This window comes from Chryseobacterium gilvum (assembly GCF_025628965.1).
Classification (GTDB): domain Bacteria; phylum Bacteroidota; class Bacteroidia; order Flavobacteriales; family Weeksellaceae; genus Chryseobacterium; species Chryseobacterium gilvum.
Genome location: NZ_JAOTEN010000003.1, coordinates 246,751 through 263,243, shown reverse-complemented (window position 1 = coordinate 263,243; position 16,493 = coordinate 246,751). Strand labels below are relative to the sequence as shown.

The window sequence follows — 16,493 nt, the reverse complement described above, 5'->3', positions numbered from 1 at the left end:
TAAAAAAATAAAACAAAATACCTTCATGGCAACGAGTAACGATATAAAAAAAGGGCTTTGCATAGAATTCAGCAATGATATATTCAAAGTGATCGAATTTATGCATGTAAAACCTGGAAAAGGTCCCGCATTTGTGAGAACAAAATTAAAATCAGTAACCAACGGAAAAGTATTGGACAATACTTTCTCTGCAGGTCATAAAATTGATGAGGTAAAAGTGATTACCAGAAAATTTCAATATCTGTATGATGATGAAAATGGTTTCCACTTTATGAACAATGAAGATTTTTCTCAGCTTTACTTAGGAAAAGAAATGATCGAAAATTCCCAGTTGATGAAAGCTGGAGAAGAAGTGACGATTATTCTGAAAGAAGCCGATGAAACTCCGCTTTCTGCAGAACTTCCCCAATCAGTTTATTTAGAAGTTACCGAAGCAGATCCTGGTGTGAAAGGAAATACGGCAACCAACGCTTTGAAAAACGCGATCGTAGAAACAGGTGCACGAGTAATGGTTCCTTTGTTTATCGAGCCGGGAGACAAGATCAAAGTAAGTACAGAAGACGGTTCTTATCTGGAACGGGTAAAATAAAACAGTACAACATTGGAAGCCTGAAGTCATCTTTATGCTTCCATTTTATTTATAGCAGCTTTTTCCGCCCTCCGTTCCCGCTTTTTTGCAGATTTTGCAATGCATTTTCCTTGTAAAATCTGCAAAAAGAGCTCCACTCAGGTCGGGCTGCAACATTTGGGAGAATAAAACGCTTTCAGGGTTCCAAACCCTGAAAGCGTTGATAAAATTAAGTATCTATACTATATGACATTTCATCAGCCACAGAAATTAAAAACCATTGCAGACCTGATCGGAGCAAAATTTATTGGGTACGAAGATTTTCAGGTTTTAGGAACCAATGAGATTCACCGGGTAAAATCCGGCGAAATTGTTTTCGTCAATCATCCTAAATATTATGATAAAGCACTTCATTCTGCCGCAACTATTATTTTAATTGATAAAGAAGTAGAATGTCCTCCCGGAAAAGCACTTTTAATCTCAGATGACCCTTTCAGGGATTTTAATAGAATCAATACCCATTTCACAAAAATTTACAACTTTACGGAAACATTACACGATGTGGAGATTGGGGAAGGCACAAAAATTCACCCTTCCGCAGTTATTGGAAACCATGTCGTGATCGGAAAAAATACCATTATTTTCCCAAACGTGGTAATTGGTGACAGAACGGTAATCGGGGATAATGTCATTATCCAGTCTAATACGGTTTTGGGCGGCGACGCGTTTTACTACAGAAAACTCAACGGAAATTATGACAGATTAATTTCTGTGGGAAATATCATTATTGAAAACAATGTAGAAATAGGAAACGGCTGTACCATCGACAGAGGGGTGACAGATTCTACTATTATTGGGGAAGGCTCTGTCCTGGATAACCAGATTCAGGTAGGTCATGATACCATCATCGGCAAAAGATGCCTCATTGCTTCTCAGGTAGGAATCGCGGGTTGCTGTATCATCGGCGATGAAGTCACCCTATGGGGACAGGTAGGAGTTGCTTCCGGAAATTCTATTGAAGCAGGATCTGTCATATTAGGGAAAACCGGTGTCAACAGAGACCTTAAAAAAGGCACCTACATCGGAATGTTTGCTGAAGATTTTAAAACCTATCTTAAAAAAGAAGTGAAGCTGAGAAAACTCAAATAAACAAATGATCTGGTTTTATCTGAAATCAAAGAAAAATAAGTAAATTTGTGAGCATTAAAAAAGTTAAAAATAAATTAAAACAACAATAAAATGTCAATTTTAGTAAACAAAGATTCTAAAGTAATTGTACAAGGATTTACAGGGAACGAAGGTACTTTCCATGCAGGTCAGATGATTGAATACGGAACCAACGTAGTGGGCGGTGTTACTCCCGGAAAAGGAGGAAGCGAGCATTTGGGTAAGCCAGTATTTAACACTGTTACAGACGCTGTGGAAAAAGCAGGTGCCAATGTAAGTATTATATTCGTACCCCCTGCATTTGCTGCAGATGCTATTATGGAAGCTGCCGAAGCAGGGATTAAAGTAATTGTATGTATTACAGAAGGTATTCCTGTTGCAGATATGGTAAAAGTAAAATCATACATTGCAGACAAAGAATGCAGATTGATCGGGCCAAACTGTCCGGGAATCATTACTTCTGATGAAGCTAAAATTGGTATTATGCCAGGTTTTGTTTTCAAAAAAGGGAAAGTAGGGATCGTTTCAAAATCAGGAACACTTACTTACGAAGCTGCAGACCAGGTTGTAAAAGCAGGTTACGGAATCTCTACGGCAATCGGGATCGGCGGAGACCCAATTATCGGAACGACAACAAGAGAAGCATTAGAATTATTCATCAATGATCCTGAAACGGAAGCGGTTGTGATGATCGGTGAAATTGGTGGAGGCCTTGAAGCGGAAGCTGCAAGATGGTACAAAGCGAGTGGTTCTACAAAGCCGGTTGTTGGTTTTATTGCAGGACAGACTGCTCCTAAAGGAAGAACAATGGGTCATGCTGGTGCAATTGTAGGTGGTGATGAAGATACAGCACAGGCAAAAATGGAAATTATGAGAGAAAACGGTATCAATGTGGTAGATTCCCCTGCAGACATTGGTGTTACTGTTGCTAAAATTTTGGGATAATATAAAAACAAATGATATGAAAAAAATTTTATTACTCGCTGCTGTGGCTTCTTCTGCGTTATCTTTTGCGCAGATCGATCTCAGCAGTACAAGATTTGGTCTTACCGTGGGCGGAAATTATTCCCGCGTTAAGAATGCTCACAATCCTTCAGGACCCAGATTTGCTTTTCAGGGAGGTGTTTTGGCACTGATTCCACTTGGAGGAGCTGATCAGTTTTATCTTCAGCCGGAGGTGACCTATTACGGAGCCGGAGAGTCTGGAAAAGATAAAGACGCTAAAGGCATTAAAGGATATGATGCTGTGTATGCAAATAACTACATCAGTGTACCTGTTTATTTTAAAGGATATTTTTCTGAAGCAGAATCAGAATTCTTTGGAATGGTCGGTCCGAGATTTAATTTTTTACTGAATCAGAAAGTTAAAAATGAATCGAGAGAAATATATAAGCTTGACCAGCAAGGAAAAGCTAGCTCATTCAATTTTGCAGTGGGTCTTGGAATAGGATATAGTTATAAAAGACAGCTAGAGCTGGCTTTAAAATATGACTTAGGTCTCACCAACACCTATCCGGATTTGGATGAATCAAAACTTGATGCGAATTCTAAGAAAAGAAAATCAGAACAGGTTCTGAGCTTAACTTTAAGCTACATCTTTGAATAATAGACATTCAGATATAAAAAAAATCCCGGGATACATATCCCGGGATTTTTGTTTTAATTATTTATTTTGAATCTAACTTCTGATCCATTTCCAAAGCTCTTTCAAAGTGGCTTTATTTCCGTACATTAAAATTCCTACTCTGTAAATTTTTCCGGCCAGGAAAATCATAAAAACAGTTGTTATCAAAAGCAATCCTATTGAAAGAGCAATCTGCCATGCAGGAACACCGTAAGGAATTCTTGCAATCATTGCAACCGGTGAGGTAAATGGAATGATTGATAACCAGAAACCCAAAGGTCCGTCGGGATTATTCATCAGAGAAAAACTTCCGTACATCCCTAAAGTTAAAGGAAGAATGGCAAATAAAGTAAATTGTTGCGTTTCCGTTTCATTATCAACTGCAGAGCCGATCGCAGCGTAAATTGAACTGTAGAAAATATAGCCTAAGAGGAAAAAAACGATAAAAACGAAAATGATCAAAGGAAAATTGAGTTCTAGCAGACTGTGAGAAACCTGTGTGGCAATTTGTGTAATATCAAGCTTATTGATCATACTCTGGTCACCACCGGGAATACTTTTTTGAATAGAAGAAAAACCGGTATTCAGAAACAATGCTCCGATCACCGACATGGTAATCCAGACGATAAACTGGGTCAACGCAACCAGCGTTACGCCCAGAATTTTTCCCATCATCAGCTCAAAGGGTTTTACCGAAGAAATAATGATTTCCACAACACGGTTGTTTTTCTCTTCTAGAACACTTCTCATCACACGCACGCCGTAAATGATGATGAACATAAATGTTACGTACATCAACGCCATGCTTAAACCTGCTTTTACACCAAAAGTAAGGTCAGAATCTTCCTTATCGTCATTAGAAACATTAATGGTTTTCAGCTCAAAGCTTTTATCTAAATTTTCAAGCTGAGTTTCTGCAATACCGAGCTTTTTGATTTTTTCTTTTCTGATCACAGAATTGATGTCGGAAACAATCTGCATCTTTGTATCAAAACCTATTTTATTGTTAATAATTAAACGGGTATTTTTTTGGAATTGATCAAAATTCTGCTCGTTTATTGAAGGTAAAACCAGAATGCCATCAACCGATTCATTGTCTTTAAGATGTTTTATCTTAGATTTTTCATCCGAAGCAGAAACGAAAATATAATTTAGCTTTTCATTAGATTTTATTTGACCTTTAAAAAGCCCGCTATTATCTACAACTTCTATTTTTGTATGAGATTCGTTGGCTTTAAACATTAAACCGATTACTGCTCCAAAACCGATAATCATTAATGGTGCAAGCAGCGTCAATAGAACGAAAGATTTCTTCTTCACCTGGGTAAGAAATTCTCTCTTTGTAATTAAATAAATATTATTCATAATTAAGAATGATTACCTACGGCATTTATAAATACTTCGTTCATACTGGGAATTTTCTCGTCAAAGGATCTTACTTTTCCTACTTGAATGAGATCCAGTAAAATATCATTTTGATTGGCCGTATTTTTAAGATCGAAAGAAACGAGGCTATTTTCCGTAGCTAGATTAAAAATCTCATATTTACCTTTAAAATTTTGAAGCTCATCATCCTTTATCTCAGAAAGAGTAATCCCGAAAATGTTTTTCTTGAATTTTTCCCTTACATCAAAAACCCTCCCATCGATTATTTTCTTAGAATTGTCTATCAATGCGACATAATCACACATTTCTTCTACACTTTCCATTCTGTGGGTAGACAAGATAATGGTCGTTCCGTTATTTTTAAGGTCAATGATCTGATCTTTAATTAAATTGGCATTTACAGGATCAAAACCGGAAAACGGCTCATCAAGAATCAATAAATGGGGCCTGTGGAGCACAGTGACTACAAACTGTATTTTCTGAGCCATCCCTTTTGAAAGCTCAGACAGTTTTTTCTTCCACCATTGATCGATATGAAGTTTTTCAAACCATTTTTTAGCTTCATGTAACGCATCATTTTTATGCATTCCTTTCAATTCTCCAAAGTAAAGAATCTGGTCTCCGACACTCATATTTTTATATAAGCCTCTTTCTTCAGGCATGTATCCGATGTCTCTGATGTGATTGGGATTCAGTTTATCTCCATTGATGAAAACCTCTCCGGAGTCTGCCTGTGTAATCTGATTGATGATTCGTATAAAAGAAGTTTTCCCGGCTCCGTTGGGTCCTAAAAGACCATAGATGCTTCCTTGGGGAACGTTGATGCTAAAGTCATCCAATGCTGTTTTTTTTCCTGCATTGTAGGTTTTGGTAATATGTTCGGCTTTTAGCATTAATTTGTTTTTACGGTTAGTAGAGAAAATAATCCGAAAGTTACGGAATTATTGAAACAGAATTAATCTAAAAGAAAAAATCCTGATGATTATCAGGATTCCTATATTATTGTTTTACTATTTGAGTAACCTTTTGCGTATTGTCACTTAATATATAACGGATCAGGTATTTTCCGGGCTTTAATTTTTCAATGTTAATCTCCGCTTTGTTGGCATTCACTGAATAATTGGCAACCTGAGTTCCCAAAATGGAATAAAAAGTAACATTTTTTATTTTTAGAGCAGCATCTTTTGCTTTTACAACCAGAAAATCTTTAGCAGGATTCGGATACGCTGCTAAAACACCGTCATCAGATTTCTGTGAGATGGAATTGGGCTCTTTTAGCTGTGCTTTAAGATTACCGGAAAACCCGACAAAAGCGCCCATAAATATGAATAAAAGTAAAAGTTTTCTCATCAACGATAAATTTGCATAATTGTTACAAACAAAAATAATAAATTCTCTATTCATCTGCAATAGTTTTTTATAGAAGTTATATTAAATTTGCAATAAATTATTCAAAAAGTATTCCAAAGATGATATATTCAAGAAACAGAAGGCTTAGAGTGAGTGAGTCAATGAGGAGTCTGGTAAGGGAAAATATACTCTCAACAAGTGATTTTGTGATGCCCGTTTTCGTAATGGAAGGTGAGAACAAAGAAGAAGCGATTGCATCAATGCCCGGAATTTTCAGAAGAAGTATTGATCTTACGGTGAAAGAGTGCAGAACATTATTTTCTTTGGGTGTAAAAGCAGTCAATCTGTACATGAAAGTGTCTGAAGATTTGAAAGACAATACCGGAAAAGAAGCCTGGAATAAAAACGGATTGATGCAGAACACCATCAAAGCTATTAAAGATGCGCTTCCGGAAATGATCATTATGCCCGATGTCGCTTTGGATCCGTATTCTATATACGGCCATGACGGAATTATTGAAAACGGAAAAATTGCCAATGACGCAACCAATGACGCTTTGGCAAGAATGGCGGTTTCCCATGCAGAAGCCGGAGCCGATATTGTGGCGCCAAGTGATATGATGGATGGAAGAGTATTGACCATCCGTGAAGCATTGGAAGAAAACGGATTTACTGATGTTGGGATTTTGAGCTATGCTGCCAAATACGCGAGTTCTTTTTACGGGCCATTCAGAAGTGCTTTAGATAGTGCTCCGAAAGATAATATGGATATTCCAAAAGATAAAAAAACCTATCAGATGGATTTTCATAATTCCCGGGAAGCGTTAAATGAGGTTTTTAAAGATGTAGAAGAAGGCGCAGATATTATTATGATCAAACCGGGTCTCCCATACCTGGATATTGTGGCCAAAGTGCGTGAAGCAATTGATCTGCCTATAGCGGTTTATAATGTAAGCGGAGAATATGCCATGCTGAAAGCGGCTGCCCAAAACGGCTGGCTGGATAATGATAAAGCCATTATTGAAAGTTTAACGTGTTTTAAACGAGCCGGAGCCGATATGATTTTCACCTATGCGGCAAAAGAAGCAGCCATTTTACTGAATAATCAATAGTTTAAATATTGGAATAACGATTTTTTAACGGATACGGGGAATCATTTTTATCTGAAATTTAAATTCAAAAAAACTTTATCTTTGCTTCCATGATTTTACGAGGAGAAAATTTAATCAAAGAATACGGTCCCAAAAAAGTGGTGAAAGGCGTTTCCGTAGAAGTGCAGCAGGGAGAAATTGTAGGTTTGCTCGGTCCGAACGGAGCCGGTAAAACTACATCATTCTATATGATCGTAGGATTGGTAAAACCCACTTCCGGTAAAATCTTTCTGGATAAACAGGAAATTACCACTGATGCAATGTACCGGAGAGCACAAAAAGGGATTGGTTATCTTGCGCAGGAAGCTTCCGTTTTCCGAAAACTTTCCGTGGAGGAAAATATCATGGGAGTTTTACAGCTAACCAAACTTTCCAAGCGAGAACAGCAGATTAAATGTGACGAGCTTATTGAAGAGTTTTCTCTGCAGCACGTTCGTAAAAACAGGGGAGATCTGCTTTCGGGAGGAGAAAGACGAAGAACTGAAATTGCAAGATGTTTGGCAACAAGCCCTAATTTTATTCTTCTCGATGAGCCTTTTGCCGGAGTAGATCCCATTGCCGTAGAAGATATTCAGAAAATCGTACGAAGTCTCGTTGATAAAAATATCGGGATCCTGATTACCGATCATAATGTTCAGCAGACTTTGGCCATTACCAATAAAACCTATATCATGTTTGAGGGAAAGATCCTGAAGGAAGGCCTTCCTGAAGATTTGGCGAATGATCCGCAGGTAAGAGAAGCATATTTGGGAGAAAATTTCGTATACCAGAATATTTATGACAAACCGAGCAAGAAAACGTATGCATACAATATGTGGGCAGGAAATTTTGATTCCAAATCCCAACTGCAAAATTTTGTGAATGATCAGTTTTCTCAGTTTGACGATTTGAGATTGATGTACGGTTTTGAAGATATCAGTTTTGCTTCATTAGCCAACTCAGAAATAGAGCATATTTTTGCAGATGTCGTGGATAAGAATGCCAACAATTCTTTTGTGTTTCAGAAAAAAGAAATTAATTCCCAGTATTCCTTAGAACAAGCAAAGGCAGAATCGGAAGCCGCTGGTAAACCGGAACTGCATTATTTGACAACATACGTGTTTGAAGGATAAAATTTAAAAACAAATGTTTTTTACAAACTTTTTTAAAAAGAAAAAAACTTTATATTCAAAAACAAATGGTCTTTCTAAGGCTGAATATTTTGAAAAATATCACCTTATAAAATTATTCGACTTATTAAGAGAGGCAATGGAATTAATTGAAGAGATTGCAATAATAAATTCAGATGCAAAATTCATTCATTTTAAAGATGTTCTCTTCGAAGAAATTTATGAAGTTAAAGGCGATAATATTGCAGATTTCACAAGAATTTGGAATTGGTTTAAACCAGAAAATGAATGGAGTAAATACACTAAATCTAAAGGCATTGAAATAGGTTATAAAATTTTCAATATTACAAATGCTTGGAAAGTAGATGATGATTTTATTTCAGGAACTAAGGTGTTTCTAAACAATAAATGTGGAATTGTAATTAAAAATGAAAATGATAATAATTGTGGCATTATAAGATGGGATACTCCGAAAGCAATTGATGAAGAAAACTGGATTGGTATGTTTGGAATTTTTAAAGAAGCCGGCGGCATAATTATAGAAAATAGTCATCAATTTAAATATATCAATGACGATGGAAGTTTAAAAATGGGATAAACAAATAATTGGTTGCTTAAAAATTATAATAAACGTACCTTTTCTCTCAGAAACAGTACGTTTTTCTTTTAATATCATTTCATGGCAAAACCTTTCAACAGAACAGTTACTTTATTCGGAATTTACAAACAGCTGATTCCTTTTATCAAGCCGTACCGACCGATGATTTACGGAACCCTGCTGCTCACATTTCTCGGTGCTTTGGCGGCACAGGTCAATCCTTTGGTGCTGAAATATACCGTTGATGAGGTGACAAAACTTACCCATCTGCCGCATCCGATGTCAGAAGGTGTGCATATTCTAATTATTATTTCGATTATTTTACTTGGAAAAGAGCTGATGAATATTTTCATTAATTTCGGGCAGAAGTTTTATGGGGAGAAAATCAGGATCAATGTAAGTTCGGTCCTGGCGCAATCTGCCATCGACAAAATACTGAGTTACAGAGTTGCCTATTTTAATGATGAAAACCACGAATCGGGAAAACTACAGATCCGGATAGACCGGGGCATCGAAAGTTTAACCAGACTGGTGCAGAATTTTTTTATTGATATGCTTCCCCTTTTTTCAAATGCATTTATTGCCTTGATTATCATGTATATGCAAAATGTTTATGTTGGGTTGGTTTCTACGATTATTGTCCCTGTTTATTTCTACATCAGTTCTTTGCAGGCTAAAAAGCTGGGCGGAGTACGAAGAACATTGCGAAATCAGCGGGAGCAGAAAACATCCGGACTTTTAAACCTGATCAATTCTATTATGGTGATCAAAAGTTTTGTCCGTGAAAAATTTGAAGGCAAAAAACAGTATGATCTTCAGATGCAGCTGATGGAAAGCCAGCTATTTACGAGAAAAACCAATTTCATTTATGACGGCCTGAAAACCTTTATCGAGCAGTTTGGAGTAGTTCTGATTATTTTACTGACCGTTTATCTGGTTTTGGACCAGCAAATGACTGTTGGAGCCATTATGCTTCATATTTTGTTGTTTAATAATGTTTCAGCGCCCATTCGTCAGCTGCACAGAATCTATGATGATATGAATGACGCGATGATTTACGCAGAAGGCTATTTTGATATTTTAAATGCCGAAGGTGAAACTGAGCAGAACGGAACTTTTAAAGAAAATAAAATCACAGGAAATTTTGAGCTAAAAAATGTAGATTTTACGTACCCGAACGGTACAAAAGCATTACATCACGTCTCCATGAGCATTGAAAATGGAAAAACTACTGCTTTGGTAGGATTGAGCGGAGCGGGGAAGTCTACCATCATTAATCTTTTATGTAAATTTTATCTTCCGGATTCTGGGGAGATTTTATTGGATCAGGTGAATCTGAATCAATATGATAATACTTTTCTCAGAGATGACTTGGGTTTGGTGCTTCAGAAAAACCATATTTTTCAGGGAAGTATTGAAGACAATATCCGATATGGCGATATGAATGCCAGTTTTGAAGAAATTGAAGCCGCCGCAAAAAAAGCGTATCTCCATGACCAGATTATGGACCTTCCGGAGCACTATAAGCATGACGCCACACAACTTTCCGGCGGACAGCAGCAGAGAATTGCTATTGCAAGACTGTTCTTAAAAAATCCGCCGATTATTTTTCTTGATGAGCCTACAGCGAGCCTTGATGCCATTGCAACAGAACAGATCAAAAATTCATTAGATGCCATAAAGGAAGGCAGAACAGTAGTAATCATTTCGCATTCCCTGTCTCAGATTTTAGATTCAGATAAAATATATGTGATGAAAAAAGGGGAGGTTGTAGAAAGTGGTACCCATGATGAGCTTTTTGAAAAAGAAGGAACTTACAGGGAGATATTTGACGCTTCGGCACGAAGCCTGAATCTGGACCGCCTTATCAATACCTATAAATAATGCAGGATTATTATCTTAAAAAACTCGACCGGGTTACGGCTATTCTTACCCAGTTGCAATCTAAACCGCTGGTAAGAGCTCAGGATTTAGCCCTGAAATTCGAAGTAAGCGTAAGAACGATTTACCGGGATATTAAAACTCTGGAAAACGCAGGAATACCTGTTATTGGGGAAGCCGGAAGCGGATACTCACTGATGGATGGCTACAAACTGCCGCCTGTAATGTTTACGAAAGAAGAAATTTTAAGCTTTATCACCGCCGAAAAGCTCATGCAGAAATTTTCTCACGACAGTTTGGGCTCCCATTATCAGACCGCTATGGAAAAAGTACGTTCCGTATTAAAACATTCGGATAAAAATCTGATTCAGAATATTGAAAAGCAAATCGACATTTTTAATTATCATCCTAAAACAGAAGACACCATAAAAAATATCATCCCGACTATTTTAGAAAGTATTGCAGAAAAGCGCCAACTAACCCTGGAATATACAACGGCCGATTCCGCGATTTCTTTACGTACCATTGAAGTAGTGGGCGTTTTCTATGAATTTAACTATTGGTACATTATGGCTTTCTGTACGCTGAGAAATGATTTTAGGCAATTTCGCGTAGACCGTGTCCGGAAAATTTTCAAAACTCAAAACCCGTTTTTACAGGAGTATGGCCAGATTAATGAATACCGCAGAAATTCTAATGGAAATAAAACCAGGGTGCGGCTTTTAGTCAATAAAAAGATCATTCCGCATCTTGTCAATTCTAAAAAATATTATGGTCTGATTGAGGAAATTGAGAGAGAAAAGGGTTTTGAAATGATTTTTGAAACCGAATGGATCAAAGACGGGTTTCCACGCTGGCTGATTACCTTTGCAGATTATGCAGAGATTCTGGAACCGGAATCTTTAAAAATTTCATTACAGGAATTGATTGATAAAATAAGCATCATCCAAAAAACCTGACAAAAATTGCCAGGTTTATTTTTAATCCTAAAAAGAAGGTCTTAAAATCTTTCCCAGAAAAACGGCGGATCAATTCCCAATGCTCTCAGATATACAAATCCCTGAGCACGGTGATGGATTTCATTATCCACAAAATACATAATATTCTGATAAACAGGGAATTCGTACTGTCCGAATAAATTGAAGGTCTCCTGAAAACGCGCTTCAGGGATCTGATTAAAATAACGGTTGATCTCATCAGTTTCTTCATCCCATTTTTTAAGAATTTCTTCTTTGGTTGCAGGTTTAAATGCTTCTTCTGAATAGGCATCAGTCTGTGTTTCTACAATTCCCTTCAGAGCAGGACCTGCCATACTGATCAGCTCGACCGCCATTTTTGCGAATGGTCTCATACCTCCGATAGAAAACTCGAACAGTTCTTTTTCAGGAAACATTTCAATGACTCTTCGCGTCAGGTTTCTATGTCCTTGCCAATGTCCCAGAAGTTGTTCTGAAGTGATAAACTGTTTGGTTCCTGTTGCTGTTGTGTTCATAATTTTTAATGTATTGGTTAATGTTAAAGCAAAGATAATTCGGTTCGATGACAACAGTTTGTCAGCAGTGTTTTAAAAAATATTTAAAAATTAATGATAATGATAGATCTGTTATTGAATGAAAGCAATTGGCAGCAAAATTGAAGCGTACAATCAAAAGATGTACTCAATGAAAAAATATATTATTGCTCTTATAGCTGGTTCTATTATATGGTCTTGCAGTAAAGTCGAAGAAAAGATCAACGAAACGGTAGAGCAGACAAAGGAAAAAGTACGTCAGAAAGCGCAAAAAGCAGTGGAGGAGACTGTAAGCGAATCTGTCAATTCTTTCACTCATGCTGAAGATGTAAAAATGAATGACGTTTTTGAAAATCAGGGTGAAAGCATTGTTTCAGATGAGAAAGGCAAGAAGTTTACATTTCCGAATGGTACCAAAGGATATTTTTTTAAATACAAAGCTGAAAAATCTGTTCTCATCCCTTTTCTGGAAAATCAGCCAACAACAGATGAAAGTAGATCAGATCAAAAAATTCGTAAAATTGATGGACAGAGTATTATAAATAAAATACGTTTCGCGGAAAAATTTCTTCCGGCAAATACCATAGATACAGAATTTCTGGATGATATCAAGAATGATAAGAATATTGAATATTATAAGCTGAGCAGATTTCCTTATCAAAGTACAATTATCTACAATCCTAAAAATCAGACTGTTTTACAATACATAGAAACAGATCAATAAATAAGTAAGTTTTAATGTTAAGGTCACTTTTAAAAGTTTATTCCTACATTTTATCATTGTACTTTGTGCAAATAATCATATTTTAGTTCTATGAAAATTTACACCAAAACAGGAGATAAAGGGCAGACTGCTTTATACGGCGGAACCAGGGTTTCCAAAGCCAGTGCACGAGTTGAGAGTTATGGAAATATTGATGAGCTGAATTCGTTTATAGGAATTGCAAAAAGCCATATTGGTGATGAAGAAGTGTTGAGACAGCTAAAGAAAATCCAGTTTGATTTATTTACAGTAGGTTCGGAAGCGGCAACTCCGGTTGACAAACTGACGTTGGCCAACGGAAAATCCCGTCTATCTCTTGTCATTTCAGACCACGAGATTGAGGAACTGGAGCATTGGATGGATATATTTGACGAAAAATTGCCACCGCTTCAGTATTTTATTCTTCCCGGAGGCGGAAAGTCGGCCACATTTTTACATGCGGCAAGAACAATTTGCCGGAGAGCAGAACGGTCTCTCGTTTTCTTAAACGAATCTGAAGAAGTACGTCCGGAACTGATTAAATATCTCAACCGTCTTTCAGATTATCTGTTTATTCTGGCGAGATATATTTCAAAATTAAATAACGAACCGGAAGAATACTGGAATCCGAACGATAGATAAATGAAAAAAATAGTTCTGCTCTTACTGTTGGTCTTATTTCAGACAGTCTCTTCTCAGGATATCACCGTATATCTTGATCAGGGAAACGATCTTATTTCAAAAAACAGGTTTTCTGATGCTGAAAATACTTTCCGGAAAGGGTTAAAAGAGGACCCGGAAAACCCGATCTTAAAGTCCCAGTTGGCTTTAACGCTTATTAATCAGGATAAAAATGACATTGCAGAGCGCATAATTGACGAAGTTTTAGCCAAACAGCCAAATTTTACCGCTGCACTTTGGTATGGTGGGATCAATAATTTCAGCAAAAATAAACCTGATTTCAGGAAAGCAGTTTCTTATTTTGAAAAGGCATATCAGTTGATCGACCCGAATTCCAAACAATATTTTGCGGTAAATTATTATATCGGGAAATCATATCGGAAGCTTTTATATACAGAAGGTCTTACGTATGAGGAGGTTGACCGGATGTTGGAAACCTATAAAAGATATTTGGAATTGCAGCCTGATGCAGAAGATCATATTGATGTAAAAAGTTTCATTAAAAAAGTGGAAGAGAAAAGACCCGGCAAAAATGTCGGAAAATGGATCATCACCACACAACAGAATATCGGAGAATTGATTAATAAAACAAAAAATGAGCAGTAAAGTTTTATTATTCATCAACGGACAGCCGCCGAAATCTTTCCCGAATGTAGAAAATTACAGTTTGATCGCCTGTACAGACGGCGCTTTTCATTATCTGAAAGAAATGGGTTTCCCTTTAGATAAGCTGGATTTTATTTCGGGAGATTTTGATTCTCATTCCGGAGCAGACGAAAATGTATATGAAGAGAAATTCATCTACACACCGGATCAGGATAAGACAGATTTTCATAAAGCATTGGAGATTATTTCCCAAAAAGGGTTTAAGAATATTGATGTTTTAGGAGCAAGCGGAGGAGAGCAGGATCATTTTTTAGGAAATCTTACCGTGGCTTTTTCTTTTAAGCAAAGTTTGAATATTAAATTTTATGACGAGTTTTCAGAATATTTTTTTATTCCCAAAAATACCACGCTCAATCAGGTTAAGAATAAGATGATCTCATTATATCCTTTTCCGACTGCGGAAAATGTGACCACAAAAGGCCTGAACTGGTCTTTAAACAAAGGAAACCTAAATATCACATCAAGAATAGGCACCCGTAATTTTGCAGTGGAAGATGAGGTGCAGGTTGAATATGGAGACGGTGATCTGCTTATATTTATTGGTGGAAGTTATCTTTAAATCCTGTTATTACAGTGCTATTTATTTATAGAAACTTTAATACAATTTAAAACAAAAAAATCAATCTTTTTTAGCAATTTTGCACTCTAAAATGTTTATCGAAAAATGAAAATAAAATATTCTGAACTTATTGATCAAACCTTATATTTTCCTACGGAAGAATTTAATGTGTCTGAGAATAGTCTGTTGTTTCATGATATTCCTCTGATGGAAGTGGTTGAAAAGTTTGGAACTCCTTTAAAGCTCAGTTACCTGCCGAAAATTTCACAGAACATTCAGAAAGCGAAAGGCTGGTTCAAAGAAGCTTTTGAAAAAACCGGCTACAAAAAAAATTACACCTACTGTTACTGTACAAAATCCAGCCATTTTAATTTTGTCATCGAAGAAGCACTGAAGAACGATATCTCGATCGAAACTTCTTCCGCTTATGATATGGATATTGTAAAAGCGCTATATGACAAAGGTAAAGTAGATAAAAATATAGAAGTGATCTGTAATGGTTTTAAAACCGATGATTACCTGGCGAAAATTTCAGATATGATCAATAACGGGTTTGAAAATATCACGCCCATCCTTGACAATTATCGTGAATTGGATAAATTGACCGAAAGTATCGACACTACTTTTGATATCGGAATCAGGATTGCTTCCGAAGAAGAGCCGAAATTTGAATTTTATACCTCAAGATTAGGAATCGGGTATAAAGATATTATCCCGTATTACAGCCAGAAAATCGCAGAGCATCCCAATGCAAGGCTGAAAATGCTTCATTTTTTTATCAATACAGGAATTAAAGATACCGCTTATTACTGGAACGAATTATACAAATGTCTTCGCGTATACGCACGTTTGAAAAAAATTGCTCCCGAAGTGAATTCACTGAATATTGGTGGCGGTTTCCCTATTAAAACATCATTGCAGTTTGATTATGATTATCAGTATATGATTGAAGAAATCGTATCGCAGATTAAAAAATTCTGTGAAGAAGAAGGCGTTGATGAACCCAATATTTATACGGAATTCGGAAGTTTCACGGTAGGAGAAAGCGGTGCGAACATTTATAAGATTATTTCCCAAAAACGCCAGAATGACAGAGAAAAATGGAACATGATTGATTCTTCTTTTATGACCACTCTTCCTGACACATGGGCGATTTCGCGACATTTTATCATGCTTCCGCTCAACCGTTGGGAAGATACCTACGAAAGAGTGTTCTTAGGCGGATTGACTTGTGATTCTGACGATTATTATAATTCTGAACAGCATACAAATGCCATTTATCTCCCGGTTTTCAGCGATACCAAACCATTATACATTGGGTTTTTCCATACAGGAGCGTATCAGGAAACGATTGGAGGTTACGGCGGCGTTCACCATTGTCTGATGCCGCAACCGAGGCATATTTTGATTCAGAAAGATGAAAATGGAGAATTGCAGTATGAAGTTTTTCGGGAAAAGCAAGAACCCGAAGATATTTTGAAATTATTAGGATACAGATAAT

At 36.7% G+C, this 16,493-nt stretch carries 17 protein-coding genes and 1 pseudogene; 14 read left to right on the top strand and 4 right to left on the bottom strand.

Translation table 11 applies throughout. The annotated features are described in order from the left end of the window. Positions 1–25 precede the first annotated feature (25 nt). The 4 genes from efp to N0B16_RS11460 all read left to right on the top strand — a co-directional run bounded on the left by efp (position 26) and on the right by N0B16_RS11460 (position 3,341). Entirely contained in the window at positions 26–589 is a 564-nt protein-coding gene (efp, locus tag N0B16_RS11475; RefSeq protein ID WP_262991082.1) for an elongation factor P, read from the top strand. A gap of 225 nt (positions 590–814) precedes the next feature. Beyond that, entirely contained in the window at positions 815–1,717 is a 903-nt protein-coding gene (locus N0B16_RS11470; protein WP_262991081.1) for a UDP-3-O-(3-hydroxymyristoyl)glucosamine N-acyltransferase, read from the top strand. A 90-nt stretch (positions 1,718–1,807) separates the two neighbouring features. Further along, positions 1,808–2,680, top strand: a complete 873-nt coding sequence (gene sucD, locus N0B16_RS11465; protein WP_262991080.1) for a succinate--CoA ligase subunit alpha — start codon at positions 1,808–1,810, stop codon at positions 2,678–2,680. A gap of 16 nt (positions 2,681–2,696) precedes the next feature. Then, positions 2,697–3,341, top strand: coding sequence for a porin family protein (locus N0B16_RS11460; protein ID WP_262991079.1), 645 nt, complete (start codon positions 2,697–2,699; stop codon positions 3,339–3,341). 72 nt (positions 3,342–3,413) lie between these two features. On the opposite strand, the gene N0B16_RS11455 is transcribed toward N0B16_RS11460, so the two are convergent. The 3 genes from N0B16_RS11455 to N0B16_RS11445 form a co-directional block, all read right to left on the bottom strand. Further along, positions 3,414–4,724 carry an ABC transporter permease gene (locus N0B16_RS11455; RefSeq protein WP_262991078.1) on the bottom strand — a complete coding sequence of 437 codons (1,311 nt, stop codon included), beginning with the start codon at positions 4,722–4,724 and terminating at the stop codon, positions 3,414–3,416. A gap of 2 nt (positions 4,725–4,726) precedes the next feature. Further along, the gene (locus tag N0B16_RS11450) at positions 4,727–5,638 is read right to left on the bottom strand and encodes an ABC transporter ATP-binding protein (protein WP_262991077.1); all 912 of its coding nucleotides are present in this window, start codon (positions 5,636–5,638) and stop codon (positions 4,727–4,729) included. 106 nt (positions 5,639–5,744) lie between these two features. Further along, positions 5,745–6,095 (bottom strand): T9SS type A sorting domain-containing protein, encoded by a 351-nt coding sequence (locus N0B16_RS11445; RefSeq protein WP_262991076.1) that lies wholly within the window; start codon positions 6,093–6,095, stop codon positions 5,745–5,747. Between the two features lie 119 nt (positions 6,096–6,214). On the opposite strand from N0B16_RS11445, the gene hemB reads away from it, so the two are divergent. The 5 genes and pseudogenes from hemB to N0B16_RS11420 all read left to right on the top strand — a co-directional run bounded on the left by hemB (position 6,215) and on the right by N0B16_RS11420 (position 11,793). Next, a complete protein-coding gene (gene hemB / locus N0B16_RS11440) occupies positions 6,215–7,207 on the top strand; it encodes a porphobilinogen synthase (protein WP_262991075.1) in 993 nt (330 codons plus the stop codon). Positions 7,208–7,296: 89 nt separating this feature from the next. After that, positions 7,297–8,022, top strand: a pseudogene (lptB, locus tag N0B16_RS11435) (LPS export ABC transporter ATP-binding protein); the annotation flags it as partial. A gap of 349 nt (positions 8,023–8,371) precedes the next feature. Continuing rightward, the gene (locus tag N0B16_RS11430) at positions 8,372–8,953 is read left to right on the top strand and encodes a hypothetical protein (protein ID WP_262991073.1); all 582 of its coding nucleotides are present in this window, start codon (positions 8,372–8,374) and stop codon (positions 8,951–8,953) included. Between the two features lie 162 nt (positions 8,954–9,115). Then, on the top strand, positions 9,116–10,837 hold the full coding sequence (locus N0B16_RS11425; protein WP_262991161.1) for an ABC transporter ATP-binding protein: 1,722 nt from the start codon (positions 9,116–9,118) through the stop codon (positions 10,835–10,837). Further along, positions 10,837–11,793, top strand: a complete 957-nt coding sequence (locus N0B16_RS11420; RefSeq protein ID WP_262991072.1) for a helix-turn-helix transcriptional regulator — start codon at positions 10,837–10,839, stop codon at positions 11,791–11,793. Before N0B16_RS11425 ends, N0B16_RS11420 begins: the two co-directional genes overlap by 1 nt. 41 nt (positions 11,794–11,834) lie before the next feature. Here the strand turns inward: N0B16_RS11420 and N0B16_RS11415 are convergent, their stop codons facing one another. Next, a complete protein-coding gene (locus N0B16_RS11415; RefSeq protein WP_262991071.1) occupies positions 11,835–12,326 on the bottom strand; it encodes a DinB family protein in 492 nt (163 codons plus the stop codon). A 169-nt stretch (positions 12,327–12,495) separates the two neighbouring features. Between N0B16_RS11415 and N0B16_RS11410 the strand changes: the two genes are divergently transcribed. From N0B16_RS11410 to N0B16_RS11390, 5 genes are all read left to right on the top strand, one after another. Further along, entirely contained in the window at positions 12,496–13,068 is a 573-nt protein-coding gene (locus N0B16_RS11410; RefSeq protein ID WP_262991070.1) for a hypothetical protein, read from the top strand. Positions 13,069–13,158: 90 nt separating this feature from the next. Further along, positions 13,159–13,728 (top strand): cob(I)yrinic acid a,c-diamide adenosyltransferase, encoded by a 570-nt coding sequence (locus N0B16_RS11405; RefSeq protein ID WP_262991069.1) that lies wholly within the window; start codon positions 13,159–13,161, stop codon positions 13,726–13,728. Then, complete coding sequence (locus N0B16_RS11400; protein ID WP_262991068.1) at positions 13,729–14,373, top strand: tetratricopeptide repeat protein; 645 nt, start codon at positions 13,729–13,731, stop codon at positions 14,371–14,373. Next, on the top strand, positions 14,363–14,992 hold the full coding sequence (locus tag N0B16_RS11395; protein ID WP_262991067.1) for a thiamine diphosphokinase: 630 nt from the start codon (positions 14,363–14,365) through the stop codon (positions 14,990–14,992). Before N0B16_RS11400 ends, N0B16_RS11395 begins: the two co-directional genes overlap by 11 nt. Before the next feature lie 105 nt (positions 14,993–15,097). Further along, a complete protein-coding gene (locus N0B16_RS11390; protein WP_262991066.1) occupies positions 15,098–16,492 on the top strand; it encodes a type III PLP-dependent enzyme domain-containing protein in 1,395 nt (464 codons plus the stop codon). Position 16,493: the final 1 nt, after the last annotated feature.

Bases quoted from the DNA above. Each gene is read 5' to 3' on its own strand.
- N0B16_RS11460 (WP_262991079.1), top strand. From the start codon at position 2,697: ATGAAAAAAATTTTATTACTCGCTGCTGTGGCTTCTTCTGCGTTATCT.
- N0B16_RS11390 (WP_262991066.1), top strand. From the start codon at position 15,098: ATGAAAATAAAATATTCTGAACTTATTGATCAAACCTTATATTTTCCT.
- N0B16_RS11425 (WP_262991161.1), top strand. From the start codon at position 9,116: ATGATTTACGGAACCCTGCTGCTCACATTTCTCGGTGCTTTGGCGGCA.
- N0B16_RS11455 (WP_262991078.1), bottom strand. From the start codon at position 4,724: ATGAATAATATTTATTTAATTACAAAGAGAGAATTTCTTACCCAGGTG.
- N0B16_RS11420 (WP_262991072.1), top strand. From the start codon at position 10,837: ATGCAGGATTATTATCTTAAAAAACTCGACCGGGTTACGGCTATTCTT.
- N0B16_RS11430 (WP_262991073.1), top strand. From the start codon at position 8,372: ATGTTTTTTACAAACTTTTTTAAAAAGAAAAAAACTTTATATTCAAAA.
- N0B16_RS11405 (WP_262991069.1), top strand. From the start codon at position 13,159: ATGAAAATTTACACCAAAACAGGAGATAAAGGGCAGACTGCTTTATAC.
- efp (WP_262991082.1), top strand. From the start codon at position 26: ATGGCAACGAGTAACGATATAAAAAAAGGGCTTTGCATAGAATTCAGC.
- N0B16_RS11450 (WP_262991077.1), bottom strand. From the start codon at position 5,638: ATGCTAAAAGCCGAACATATTACCAAAACCTACAATGCAGGAAAAAAA.
- hemB (WP_262991075.1), top strand. From the start codon at position 6,215: ATGATATATTCAAGAAACAGAAGGCTTAGAGTGAGTGAGTCAATGAGG.
- N0B16_RS11445 (WP_262991076.1), bottom strand. From the start codon at position 6,095: ATGAGAAAACTTTTACTTTTATTCATATTTATGGGCGCTTTTGTCGGG.
- N0B16_RS11470 (WP_262991081.1), top strand. From the start codon at position 815: ATGACATTTCATCAGCCACAGAAATTAAAAACCATTGCAGACCTGATC.
- N0B16_RS11400 (WP_262991068.1), top strand. From the start codon at position 13,729: ATGAAAAAAATAGTTCTGCTCTTACTGTTGGTCTTATTTCAGACAGTC.
- N0B16_RS11410 (WP_262991070.1), top strand. From the start codon at position 12,496: ATGAAAAAATATATTATTGCTCTTATAGCTGGTTCTATTATATGGTCT.
- N0B16_RS11415 (WP_262991071.1), bottom strand. From the start codon at position 12,326: ATGAACACAACAGCAACAGGAACCAAACAGTTTATCACTTCAGAACAA.
- sucD (WP_262991080.1), top strand. From the start codon at position 1,808: ATGTCAATTTTAGTAAACAAAGATTCTAAAGTAATTGTACAAGGATTT.
- N0B16_RS11395 (WP_262991067.1), top strand. From the start codon at position 14,363: ATGAGCAGTAAAGTTTTATTATTCATCAACGGACAGCCGCCGAAATCT.